6 protein-coding genes are annotated in these 12,557 nt (G+C 62.5%); 4 read left to right on the top strand and 2 right to left on the bottom strand.

Going from position 1 to position 12,557, the window contains the following annotated elements; genetic code table 11:
* Positions 1 to 100: 100 nt before the first annotated feature.
* On the bottom strand, positions 101 to 2,809 hold the full coding sequence (mutS, locus tag BUB62_RS16435) for a DNA mismatch repair protein MutS (RefSeq protein ID WP_234988795.1): 2,709 nt from the start codon (positions 2,807 to 2,809) through the stop codon (positions 101 to 103).
* 253 nt (positions 2,810 to 3,062) lie between these two features.
* Between mutS and BUB62_RS16430 the strand changes: the two genes are divergently transcribed.
* The 4 genes from BUB62_RS16430 to BUB62_RS16415 all read left to right on the top strand — a co-directional run bounded on the left by BUB62_RS16430 (position 3,063) and on the right by BUB62_RS16415 (position 9,694).
* Entirely contained in the window at positions 3,063 to 3,602 is a 540-nt protein-coding gene (locus BUB62_RS16430) for an RNA methyltransferase (RefSeq protein WP_073111975.1), read from the top strand.
* Between the two features lie 240 nt (positions 3,603 to 3,842).
* Positions 3,843 to 4,928, top strand: coding sequence for an efflux RND transporter periplasmic adaptor subunit (locus BUB62_RS16425; protein ID WP_073111973.1), 1,086 nt, complete (start codon positions 3,843 to 3,845; stop codon positions 4,926 to 4,928).
* A 130-nt stretch (positions 4,929 to 5,058) separates the two neighbouring features.
* The gene (locus BUB62_RS16420; RefSeq protein WP_073111972.1) at positions 5,059 to 8,250 is read left to right on the top strand and encodes an efflux RND transporter permease subunit; all 3,192 of its coding nucleotides are present in this window, start codon (positions 5,059 to 5,061) and stop codon (positions 8,248 to 8,250) included.
* Entirely contained in the window at positions 8,243 to 9,694 is a 1,452-nt protein-coding gene (locus BUB62_RS16415) for an efflux transporter outer membrane subunit (protein WP_073111970.1), read from the top strand. Before BUB62_RS16420 ends, BUB62_RS16415 begins: the two co-directional genes overlap by 8 nt.
* An 86-nt stretch (positions 9,695 to 9,780) precedes the next feature.
* Here BUB62_RS16415 and BUB62_RS19445 read toward each other — a convergent pair whose 3' ends face one another.
* Complete coding sequence (locus BUB62_RS19445; protein WP_200799941.1) at positions 9,781 to 12,249, bottom strand: T9SS type A sorting domain-containing protein; 2,469 nt, start codon at positions 12,247 to 12,249, stop codon at positions 9,781 to 9,783.
* Positions 12,250 to 12,557 lie beyond the last annotated feature (308 nt).

Raw genomic sequence — 12,557 nt, 5'->3', positions numbered from 1 at the left:
AATTTCAGGCAAAAACCGCTTCTACCTCATTGTCAGACACATTATTTTCAGACGTACCCTGGCTGTTTCGCCAATAGCGGCGACGGTTTTCGTACCGCCTCTACCCCTTCCCGCCCAGTGCCAGCTTCAGCTCATTGAGCTTGAGCAGGGCATCGATGGGCGTGAGCGTGTTCACGTCGAGGTGCTGGAGCAGGTCACGAATCTTCTCCAGGGCCGGGTCGGCGGGCTCGAACATGCTGAGCTGCAGGCTAGGGCGGGGCGCGGTGGCTACAGCGGCGGCGGGCTGAGCCTTGGGGGCGCGGCCGTTGGTTTTCGGGGTCTCATCCAGCCCGGCCAGCACGTCGTCAAACTCGGTGGTGACGGCTTCCTCGGTGTTGGTGCGCTCCTGCTCCAGGTGGTGCATGATTTCGTTGGCCCGCAGCACCACCGAGGTGGGCATCCCGGCCATGCGGGCTACATGGATGCCGAAGCTGTGCTCGGAGCCGCCCTTCACCAGCTTGCGCATGAACAGGATGCGGCCGTCGGCCTCGCGCACGGCCACGTTGTAGTTGCGCACCCGCTCGCAGTCGTCGGCCAGCTGGTTCAGCTCGTGGTAGTGGGTGGCGAAGAGCGTCTTGGCCCGGGCCTTGGGGAAGTTGTGCAGGTGCTCCACGATGGCCCAGGCGATGCTGATGCCGTCGTAGGTGCTGGTGCCCCGCCCGATTTCGTCCATCAGCACCAGGCTGCGGTCGGAGAGGTTGTTCAGGATGCTGGCGGTTTCGGTCATCTCCACCATGAAGGTGCTTTCGCCCTTCGAGAGGTTATCGGAGGCACCCACGCGGGTGAAGATCTTGTCGATGACGCCGATGGTGGCCGCGTCGGCGGGCACGAAGGAGCCGATCTGGGCCAGCAGCACGATCAGGGCCGTCTGCCGCAGCAGGGCCGACTTACCGGCCATGTTGGGCCCGGTGATAATGACGATTTGCTGGTCGTCCTGGTCGAGGCAGATGTCGTTGGGAATGTAGGCTTCGCCGGGCGGCAATTGGCGCTCAATGACGGGGTGGCGGCCGGCGCGGATGTCGAGCAGGGTGGAGTCGTTGACGACGGGCTTCACGTAGCGGTGCTGGCGGGCGGTGGCGGCGAAGCTGGCCAGGCAGTCGAGCACGGCCACGGCGCGGGCGTTCTGCTGGATGCGCGGCACAAACTCCAGGGCCGACAGCACCAGCTCATTGTACAGGTTCTGCTCGATGACGAACAGGCGGTCCTCGGCGTGCAGGATTTTCTCCTCGTAGGTTTTCAGCTCCTCGGTGATGTAGCGCTCGGCATTCACCAGGGTCTGCTTCCGGATCCAGGTGGCGGGCACCTTGTCCTTGTGGGCGTTGGTGACTTCGAGGTAGTAGCCAAACACCTTGTTGTAGGCCACTTTCAGGGACGAAATGCCGGTGTTCTGAATTTCGCGCTGCTGCAATTGGAACAGGTAGTCCTTGCCCGAGAAGGCAATGCCGCGCAGCTCGTCCAGCTCCGGGTCCACGCCGTCGTTGAGCACGTTGCCCTGGTTGGTGAGCACGCCGGCGTCGGGGCGGATTTTGGCTTTGATTTCCTCCCGCAGCACGTCGCAGGCGTGGAGCTGGTCGGCCAGCTTTTCCAGAGCCTTCAGCCCCGAGCCGGCCAGCAGCGCCCGGATGGGCCCGATGGCGTCCAGCGCCCGGCTGAGCTGAAGCAGCTCGCGGGGGTTGATGCGGCGCACCGCCACCTTCGAAATCAGCCGCTCCAGGTCGTTGATCTGGCGCAGGTGCTGGCCTATTTCGCCCAGCAGGTCGGGGTTCTGCAGCAGGCCGTCCACGGTGTCGAGGCGGCGCTGGATCTGGACGGGCTCCTTGAGGGGCAGCACCACCCACTTGCGCAGCAGGCGGGCGCCCATGGGCGTCACAGTCTGGTCCAGAATGTCGATCAGGGGCACGCCGCCCAGGTGCTGGGGCTGCACCAGCTCCAGGTTGCGGACGGTGAACCGGTCGAGCCAGACGTATTTGTCCTCTTCAAGGCGGGCAATGTTGGCAATGTGGCCGACCTCGTCGTGCTTGGTTTCGGCCAGATAGTGCAGGATGCAGCCGGCGGCGGTGATGCCCTCGCGCAGCGTCTCGATGCCGTAGCCTTTAAGCGAAGTGGTTTTGAAGTGGCGGGTGAGCGTATCGTGGGCGTAGTCGAAGCCGAAAACCCACTCGTCCAGCGCGTAGTGGCAGTAGTCGGGGCCGAAGTGGCCTTCGAACTGCTGGCGGCTCTGCTTGCAGAACAGCACCTCGGCCGGGGCGAAGTTCTGGAGCAGCTTGCCCAGGTATTCCACGTCGCCCTGCGCTACCAGGAACTCGCCGGTGCTGATATCAAGGAAGCTGATGCCAGCCTCGGTTTTGCCGAAATGCACCGCGGCCAGGTAGTTGTTGCTCTTGCGTTCCAGCACATTGTCGTGAAACGACACGCCGGGCGTGACCAGCTCCGTCACGCCGCGCTTGACCAGGCCCTTGGCCAGCTTGGGGTCTTCGAGCTGGTCGCAAATGGCCACGCGCTGCCCGGCCCGCACGAGCTTGGGCAGGTAGGTATCGAGCGAGTGGTGGGGGAAGCCGGCCAAAGCCACTTCCGACGACGTGCCCGCTCCGCGCTTGGTTAGCACGATGTCCACGATGCGGGCCGTGGTGACGGCATCCTCGCCGAAGGTTTCGTAGAAGTCGCCGACGCGGAACAGCAATAAAGCGCCGGGATACTGCTGCTTGAGCTGGTAGTACTGCTTCATCAGCGGCGTGTCAATCACCGGGGCGGGGCCGGCGGAGCCATGCATCGGGACGGGCTTTTTGGCAGGAGCAGCGGTACTGGATTTCACGGGGCAAACGGGGGAATGGAGCGGAATAAGCAGGTTGGGGCGTCTGTCATCCTGAGCCTGCGAAGGACCTTATGCCAGTTGAATAACCAGCACAACAACGACTCGCACGGATGGGATAAGGTCCTTCGCAGGCTCAGGATGACAAGTATGTTGACCAACAAGGTCAGCCAGCCGGCGCGTTCCTACCTTTGGGCAAAATACCCCCTCCGCGATGCGCAAACGAACCATGGAAGAGCTGAACCGGCTCTCGGTGACGGACTTCAAAAGTACGGATAAATTCCCCCTCACCCTCGTGCTCGACAACGTGCGCAGCCTGCACAATGTGGGTGCCGCCTTCCGCACCGCCGACGCGTTTGCCATCGAGAAAATCTGGCTCTGCGGTATCACCGGGCGGCCCCCGCAGCGCGAAATCACTAAGACGGCGCTGGGCAGCACGGAGTCGGTGGCGTGGGAATACGCAGCTACCACGGTGGCAGCGGTGCAGCTACTGAAGGCCGCGGGCTACCTGCTGGTGGCCGTGGAGCAAACCAACCAGAGCCAGGATCTGACCGGGTTTCAGCCGATTGCCAACCAGCCCTATGCCCTGATTATGGGCAATGAAGTATTCGGCGTGGACGACGAGGTGCTGGCCTTGTGCGACGCGGCCGTGGAGATTCCGCAGTTCGGCACCAAGCACTCGCTCAACGTGAGCGTGGCGGCCGGCGTGGTGCTGTGGGATTTTATCAGCAAGATGCTGGCGGCCCGCCGGTAGCCGCTGCCAGAGCCGATTGGCCAGCGCGCCCCGCAACGAATTCGTTGCGGGGCGCTTTCTTTTTGGCGCTGGGGCAGGCCGGCGGCCCAGCCTGGCGGCGGGCCCGGTTTTCAGGCCGGCCTGGACGCGCCTTCATTTTGGCTTCATGTGAGCGGGGGTTGCTTTGCGTCGTCAACCGCCCTACTCCGACCGAACGCTTTTATGCCTGCCCAACCACTTGCCACATCACCCACGGTTTTTATGAAAAGAGTATTCCTGCTGCTGAGCTGCGGTGTTTTGGTTTGTGCAGCCGGCTGCAAAGAAGAAAAGAAGGAAGCGGAAGCGCCGATTAAGCTACTTGTAACCAGCCCGCTGCAGCGCGACACCACCATTACCAAAGAGTACGTAGCCCAGATTCATTCCTTCCAGCGCATCGAGCTGCGGGCAATGGAGAAGGGCTACCTGGAAAAGATTTTCGTGGATGAAGGGCAGCAGGTGCGGCAGGGGCAGCTCATGTTTCAGATCAAGCCCACGGTGTATCAGGCCGAGCTGAGAAAGTCGCAGGCGGAGGCCAACTACGTGGGGCTGGAATACCAGAACACCAAGCGGCTGGCCGATAAGAACATCGTGTCGGGCAGCGAGCTGGCGCTGGCGCAGGCCAAATTCGACAAGGCCAATGCCGAGGTTTCCCTGGCCCGGACGCACCTGCAGTTCACCACCGTACGCGCGCCGTTCAACGGCATCATGGACCATTTTCAGGGCCGCCTGGGCAGCCTGGTGGATGAGGGCGACCTGCTCACGACGCTGTCGGACAACAGCAAGATGTGGGTGTACTACAACGTGCCCGAAGCCGAGTATCTGGCCTATAAAGCCCACGCCAAGGCCAGCGACAAGGCCGCGCACGTGAAGCTGCGCATGGCCAACAACGAAGAGTTCAACCAAACCGGCATCGTGCAAACCATCGAGGCCGACTTCAACAACGAAACCGGCAACATCGCCTTCCGGGCCACTTTTCCCAACCCCGACGGCCTGCTGCGCAACGGCGAAACCGGCTCGGTGCTGATGACTGTGCCGCTGCGGCACGCCCTGATTATCCCGCAGAAAGCCACGTTCGAGATTCTGGAGAAGAAGTACGTTTTCGTGGTGGATAAGCACAACGTGGTGCACCAGCAGGAAGTGGGCATCGCCTCCGAAATGCCCGACCTGTACGTCATCAGGTCCGGCATCACGGCCACCGACCGGATTCTGCTGGAAGGCCTGCGCAAGGTGAAGGACGGCGACAAGGTGGCCTACGACTACAAGGCCCCGCAGGCCGTCATTTCACACCTGAAAGTGTACAGCGAGTAGGGTCCAGTTGTGAGTTGTGAGTTGTTCGTTGTCAGACCACGAATAAGTAACTGACTAACAACTGATAACGAGTAACTAACAACGAACAACTGACAACTAGCAACGAACAACTGACAACTAATCCCAGCACATGTTCAGTAAATTCATTCGACGGCCCGTTTTTGCCATCGTTATTTCCATCGTCATCCTGCTCATGGGCGGGCTGGCCATCCTGCAGCTGCCCACATCGCAGTTTCCGGAGATTTCGCCGCCGCTGGTGATGGTCAGCGCCTCCTACCCGGGGGCCAGCGCCAAGGTGCTCACCGAGTCGGTGCTGATTCCGTTGGAGCAGGCCGTGAACGGGGTGCCGGGCATGAAGTACATGACCTCCGACGCCGTGAGCGCCGGCGAGGCCAACATCCAGATTGTGTTCAACCTGGGCACCAACCCCGACCAGGCCGTGGTGAACGTGAATACCCGCATTGCGCAGGTGCTCAACCGCCTGCCCCTGCTGGTGCAGCGCGAGGGCGTGGTGGTGAACCGGGTGGTGCCCAACATGCTGATGTATGTGAACCTGTACTCGAAGGACAAGAACACGGACATGAAGTACCTGTTCAACTTCGCCGGGGTGAACATGCTGCCCGAGCTGCAGCGCCTGGGCGGTATCGGGCGGGCTAGCATCCTGGGCAGCCGGCAGTACGCCATGCGCGTATGGCTCAAGCCCGACCGGATGCGGGCCTACAACATCTCCGTCGATGACGTGATGAAGGCGCTGGACGAGCAGAGCGTCATCGGCTCCCCCGGCCGCATCGGCCGCGCCGACGGCAAAAGTGCCCAGTCATTGGAGTACGTGCTCAGCTACCAGGGCCGCTTCAACGACGTGGAGCAGTACCGCAACGTGATTCTCAGGGCCAACGCCAACGGCGAAAGCCTGCACCTGAAGGACGTGGCCAACGTGGAGCTGGGCTCGGAATACTACGACATCTACTCCAACCTGAACCAGTACCCCTCGGCGGCCATCGTGCTGAAGCAGACCTACGGCTCCAACGCCTCCGACGTAATTAAGGAGGTGAAGGCCAAGCTGGAAGAGCTGAAAAAAACCAGCTTCCCGCCCGGCATGGACTACAAAATCACCTACGACGTGTCGAACTTCCTCGACGCCTCGATTGAAAACGTAATTCACACCCTGCGCGACGCCTTCATTCTGGTGGCCCTGGTGGTGTTTCTGTTTCTGGGCGACTGGCGCTCCACGCTGATTCCGGCCCTGGCCGTGCCCGTGTCGCTGGTGGGCTCGTTCTGCGCCATGCAGGCCTTCGGGCTCACCATCAACATGATTACGCTGTTCGCGCTGGTGCTGTCCATCGGCATTGTGGTCGATAACGCCATTGTGGTAATTGAGGCCGTGCATGCCAAGATGGAGGAGGAACAACTTTCGCCCTACAATGCCGTGCGCAAAGTGGTGGGCGAAATCAGCGGGGCCATCATTGCCATTACCGTGATGATGACGGCGGTGTTCATCCCCGTATCGTTCATGAGCGGGCCGGTGGGCATTTTCTACCGGCAGTTTTCCATTACGATGGCCACGGCCATCGTCATTTCGGGCGTGGTGGCCCTCACGCTCACGCCGGTGCTCTGCGCCATGATTCTGAAAAACCACCACGGCCAGCCCAAGAAGAAAACGCCCCTGCAGCGGTTTTTTGACTGGTTCAACCGCGGCTTCGAGAATCTGACCAACGCCTACACCGGCCTGCTGGAGCGCATTGTGGCCAACCGCCTCATCACCTTCGCCATGCTCATTGCCTTTGGATTAGGTATCTGGGCCATCACGGCCAAACTGCCGGCCGGCTTCATCCCGAGCGAGGACCAGGGCCTGATCTATGCCATTGTGCAGACGCCGCCCGGCACCACGCTGGAGCAGACCAACGCCGTGTCGCAGCGCCTGGCCGGCTTGGCTCAGCACGTGCCCGGCATTGCCAACATCTCCTCGCTGGCCGGCTACGAGGTGCTCACTGAAGGCCGGGGCTCCAACGCCGGCACCCTGTTGCTCGACCTCAAGCCGTGGTCGGAGCGTAAGGAGTCCATTGCCGACATCATTGAAAACCTGGAAAAAAAGGCCCACCAGATTCCGGGCGCAACCATCGAGTTCTTCGAGCCGCCGGCGGTGCCGGGCTACGGCGCGGCGGGCGGCTTCCAGCTCCAACTGCTCGACAAAACCAATTCCGGCGACTATAAGGCCCTGGAAAAGGTGAATGCCGAGTTTATGGCCAAGCTGAAAAAGCGCAAGGAGCTGGCCGGCCTGTTCACCTTCTTTTCGGCCAACTACCCGCAGTACGAGCTGAAAATCGACAACGAGCTGGCCATGCAGAAGGGCGTGAGCATCGGCAACGCCATGAACACCTTGAGCATTCTGGTGGGCTCCACCTACGAGCTGGGCTTCATCAAGTACCAGCGTTTTTTCAAGGTGTTCGTGCAGGCTTCGCCCGAATACCGCAAGCTGCCCGAGGACATTCTGAACATGTGGGCCAAGAACGACAAGGGAGAGATGGTGCCGTTTTCGGCCTTCATGAAAATCGTGAAGACCCAGGGGGCCAACGAAATCAACCGCTACAACATGTACACCACGGCCTCCATCCGCGGCGGCGCGGCCCCCGGCTTCAGCTCGGGCGAGGCCATCAAGGCGGTGCAGGAAGTGGCCCAGGATCTGCCCCACGGCTACGACATCGACTGGGGCGGGCTGAGCAAGGACGAGGTGGGCCGCGGCAACGAGTCGACCATCATCTTCCTGATTGTGCTGGTGTTCGTGTATCTGGTGCTGGCCGCGCAGTACGAGAGCTTCCTGCTGCCGCTGGCCGTTATCTTCTCGCTGGTGGCGGGCGTATTCGGCTCGTTCCTGTTCATCAAGATGTTTGGCCTGGCCAACGACATCTACGCCCAGGTAGGCCTGGTAATGCTGGTGGGCCTGCTGGGTAAGAACGCGGTACTGATTGTCGAATTCGCGGCCCTGAAGCACGAGGAAGGCATGAGCGTCCGCGACGCGGCCATCGAGGGGGCGAAAGTGCGTTTCCGCCCCATTCTGATGACTTCCTTCGCCTTCATCGCCGGCCTGATTCCGCTGGTGGTGGCCACCGGCGCGGGGGCCATCGGCAACCGCACCATCGGCTCGTCGGCCCTGGGTGGCATGCTGTTCGGCACCGTGTTCGGCGTGATTATCATCCCCGGCCTGTACTACTTTTTCGGCACGCTGGCCGGCAACAAGAAGCTGATTCGGGACGAAAACGAATCCCCGATTCTCGAAGGCGTGGAGCCCCGGGTGCAACTGGAAGAAATGGAGCCTTATGCGTAAGCAACGACTATATCAATGCCTCGGCGCGGCCAGCCTGGCCCTGGCCGTGGGGGCCTGCAAAACGCCCGAGCTGGTGGTAAAAAATGAAAGCCGCAGCACTCCGGCCAGCTACGCCACCGCCACTGCTGCCGCCACCCCGGCTGACAGCGCCAGCGCGGCCCGCCGGCCGTGGCAGCAGTTTTTCTCCGACCCCGACCTGCAAATCCTCATTGGCAGCGCCCTGCAGCACAATCAGGAGCTGAACATCACGCTCCAGGAAATTGAAATTGCCCGCAACGAGGTCCGCATCCGCCAGGGCGAATACCTGCCCTTCGTGAGCCTGGGGGCCCGCACCGACGTGGAAAAGGTGGGCCGCTACACCCTGCAGGGCGCCACGGAGGAGAACGTGGAGATTCAGGAGGGCCGCCACACGCCCGACCCGCTCACCAACTTCCAGCTCGGCGCCTTTGCCAGCTGGGAAGTGGATATCTGGCACAAGCTGCGCAACGCCCGCAAGGCCGCCGCTATGCGCTACCTGGCTTCGGTGGAGGGCAAAAATTTCATGACCACCAACCTGATTGCCGAAATTGCCACCTCCTACTACGAGCTGCTGGCCCTCGACAACCAGCTGGCCATCGTGCGGCAGAACGTCGGCATCCAAGGCAACGCCCTGGAGCTGGTGAAGCTGCAGAAAGAAGCGGCCCGCACCACCGAGCTGGCCGTGCAGCGCTTCGCGGCCCAGGTGCAGCACTCCCGCGCCCTGCAGTTTCGGCTGGAGCAGCGCATCGTCGAAACCGAGAACCGGCTCAACTACCTGGCCGGCCGCTACCCGCAGCCCGTAGTTCGCCACGACGAGGCGTTCAACAGCCTGCTGCCGCCCGCCGTCCCGGCCGGGCTGCCCGCCCAGCTCCTGGCCAACCGCCCCGATATCCGGCAGGCCGAGCAGCAGCTGGCCGCCGCCAAGCTCGATGTGCAGGTGGCCCGCGCCAGCTTCTATCCCGCCCTGCGCCTGACCGGGGCCGCCGGCCTGGCCGCCTTCACCCCCGGCCTGCTCGTGACGACGCCCCAATCCTTGCTCTTCGGCCTGGGAGCCGACCTAGCCGCGCCGCTGGTGAACCGCAACGGCATCAAGGCACTGTATCTCAACGCCAACGCCCTGCAGACCCAGGCCGTGTACCGCTACGAAAAGACCCTGCTGAACGCCTACGTGGAGGTGAGCAACCAGCTTTCCAACCTGAGCAACCTGGAAAAAAGCTACGACGCGAAGGCCCGGGAAGTGGCCGCCCTCAACCAGTCGGTGGAAATCTCCAACAGCCTGTTCCGCTCCGCCCGCGCCGACTATACCGAGGTGCTCTTCACCCAGCGCGAGGCCCTGGAATCGAAGTTTGACCTTGTTGAAACCCGCCTGCAGCAGCTCCAAGCCTCCGTGAATGTGTACCGGGCCCTGGGCGGCGGCTGGCAGTAACCCCTCTTTCTCAGCCTGACAGTCAGCACAAAAAAAGCGGCCCCTGCTTTCGGAAGGGCCGCTTTTTTCTTACCCAACAAAAAGGCTTACTTCTGAATCAGCACCTTGCGGGTGGCTGCGTCGCCGGGCTGGCCGAGGCTGACCTGGTAGAGGCCGTTGGCGAACTGGCTCAGGTCCACGGGCAGGTCGAGCTGGCCGGTGGCGGCGGGCACGGGCTGGCGGTACACCGTCTGACCAAGGCTGTTGCGCACGAGCAGCTCCAGGCCCGTGGTCGGCTTAGCGAAGCTGGCCCGCACCGAAAACTTGCCCGCGCTGGGGTTCGGATAGATGCTCAGGCCGCCGGTGGCTTTCAGGTCAGCGGCCACGCTCGTCACGATGTTCTGAATGTAAATATTGTCGATGGCCCAGCCCCAGCCGTGGGCGCCGGGGTCGGCATAGAGGCGGAAGCGCAGACGCACTTCGGAGTTCAGCGGAAAGCGGGAAGCCAGATCGAAGGTGTGCGTGCTGAACAAGGCCGGGGTGCCCACGCCGTTGGAGTTGCCGGCGGCGGTGGTGCTGCTGTTCCAGGTGCTGAGCCAGTTGGGGCGCAGGCGGGCATCGTAGCCATCGGCCACGGGTAGCCAGGTCGCGCCGTTGTCCGTGCTGCCTTCTACCACCACGTAGTCGTAGAACGCCTCGGTGGGGAACACGCTGCCGGGCTCGCCGGGCTCCACCAGCACAATTTCCTCAAACGACATAACAACGGGCGACGACACGATGCGGATAGGCACCAGCAGCTGATAAATCAGCGTAGTATCATCGGCGTATTGGTGGTCGGAGTGAATGGCTCGATTGCTGAAGCCGGCCGGCTGCGTGATGGTGAAGCCTTCACCCACGAAATCAACCGGAGTCGTATTGTTCAGATTGTTGGTGTAACCTATCTGCGCTGGCTTGAAGGCCACGATATTCACGGAATAAACCGGGGTCTGGGCCTGGTTCACGCTGGCCGCCGCGTCGCGGGCCACAATGCGGTAAGTCAGCACGTCGCCGGCCACGAGGGGGCCGGCCGTGGTGCTGATGGGGCCGCTGAAGGTGCTGGTGCTGGCCTCGCGGGCGAGGGTGAGAGCGGGCCGGGCCACGCCATTCACCGCATATTCCACCGTCACGCTGGCCACGCCCACGTTATCGGTGGCGCGCACCGACAGCTGGTAGGGCAGCTGCGAGGTGAACAGGTACGTGAGGGGCTTGTGCTGCACCACGGGCGCCACGGCATCGGGCCCCACCACGAAGGAGTAGCGGGCCACGGTGCTCACGCTGGGCTGATAGGTAGCGGGGGCGGTGTAAGTGCGGCCGGTTTCGTTGTCGGCGGCGGCAATGTAGTAGCTCACCGTGTGGTTCAGGCCGGGGTTGGCAATGACGCCCTGGTAGCTCAGGCCGCCAGTAGTGGTCATGGGCACGACCGTCAGCGCCCCGTTGTCGATGGCGTAGTGGAGCTTTACCGAGCCGGGCGTGATGGTGCCGTCGGTGACCAGCGTGGCCTGCACGGTAAAGTTCTGCGCCGTTTCGGAATCGGGCAGCTTGGTGTGCCGGATGGCGGTATTGAACCAGCCCATTTCATCGAACATGCGCAGCGTGAGCGGGCCCGGGTTGTGCATCGCCTCCGCCGCGCCAATCTGCGGGGTCATCAGCGAGTTGATGTTGCCGGCCGGGTACGTGGCCTCGTTGAGGTGCGAAATGCTGGAGCCCGCCGAGTAGGTGGCCGGCGCGTACAGCCGCGGCCGCACGCCGCCATTCACGGCCTTGGCCAGGTTACTGTTAAAATATACCTGTCCGCTGGTGAGCTGCGCCCCGAGTGCCGTGGAAGGATTCGGAAACAAAGCCGGGTTTGTGAGGGCCTGTCCGCTCAGGTTCTCCATATAAGTGCTGTACACGGAAGGCGGCGTGCCGTAGGTGCCCGCGCCGCCGCTGTAGCTGGTGGCGGCCAGAAAGCCCAGCCCGTGCCCCAGCTCGTGCAGCACCACCGAAACCAGGTCGTATTGCCCGGCCGGCACATTGCCGTCGAGGCCGTAGTACCAGTTGAAGCTGCTGCTGAAGCGGGCGTTGATGTCGGGCGCGGTGGTGGGGTTCAGCTCCTGGCCGGCAATCTTTTCGGCCAGCGCCACCGGATACAGCACCCCGCTGCGCGTGGCCCCGCTCATGTCGTTATAATAGGCCGTAGCGCCGGCCGAGCCCAGCACGCCGGCCCCCAGCGGCGTCCAGGTGGCCTGCACCCGAATGGTGATGGGCGATACCAGTACCGACTCCCATATTTCCACGGCGTGCTGAAAGGCCGCCCGGGCCTGGGGCGTGAAGCCGGTGTACGTCACCTCGATGTTGGCGGCGGTGCTGCTGCCGCGGCGGCCGGTGCGCTGCCGCTCCAGGTAGGCGGCGGGCAGCGCCAGCTTGGTGTGCATGTCCTCGGCCCGCGCGTAGCAGACGGTGGCCGGTGCCGGCGCAGGATCTTTCACGAAGGTTTGCGCCTGGGCAGGGTGCCAGGCCGCCAGCAGCAGCGCCGGCAGCAGGAGTAGTTTTTTCATCATAAGGGAAAGTGACACCAAGAAGTTTGGGGCGGCAGTGGTATATCCGCCACCTAAAGCTACGGCATTGCATCCGGCCGCCCAAGCCCGGAGCCGGGCACGCCCCCGCCGGCGCCGATATCAGGATAAAATTCGGGGATTATTTCTCGCAAAACCCGTACTACCAGCCATTTATCAACTCCTTGCCCTTCCAACCGACAACTAACCCAAAATAATTATCTGCTGCCTTTCTGCTGATGATGATTTATCCGGATCAGTGTGTAAATTTGGAACAGCCCTCCGCTTCTCTTCTCAGAAACGAAGGGCAT

Source organism: Hymenobacter daecheongensis DSM 21074 (genome assembly GCF_900141805.1).
Lineage (GTDB): Bacteria > Bacteroidota > Bacteroidia > Cytophagales > Hymenobacteraceae > Hymenobacter > Hymenobacter daecheongensis.
This window is presented reverse-complemented; position numbering and strand designations above follow the sequence as displayed.

Excerpts from the sequence above, each read along its gene's own strand:
- mutS (WP_234988795.1), bottom strand. The coding sequence starts at position 2,809 with ATGCATGGCTCCGCCGGCCCCGCCCCGGTGATTGACACGCCGCTGATG.
- BUB62_RS16430 (WP_073111975.1), top strand. The coding sequence starts at position 3,063 with ATGCGCAAACGAACCATGGAAGAGCTGAACCGGCTCTCGGTGACGGAC.
- BUB62_RS16425 (WP_073111973.1), top strand. The coding sequence starts at position 3,843 with ATGAAAAGAGTATTCCTGCTGCTGAGCTGCGGTGTTTTGGTTTGTGCA.
- BUB62_RS16420 (WP_073111972.1), top strand. The coding sequence starts at position 5,059 with ATGTTCAGTAAATTCATTCGACGGCCCGTTTTTGCCATCGTTATTTCC.
- BUB62_RS16415 (WP_073111970.1), top strand. The coding sequence starts at position 8,243 with ATGCGTAAGCAACGACTATATCAATGCCTCGGCGCGGCCAGCCTGGCC.
- BUB62_RS19445 (WP_200799941.1), bottom strand. The coding sequence starts at position 12,249 with ATGAAAAAACTACTCCTGCTGCCGGCGCTGCTGCTGGCGGCCTGGCAC.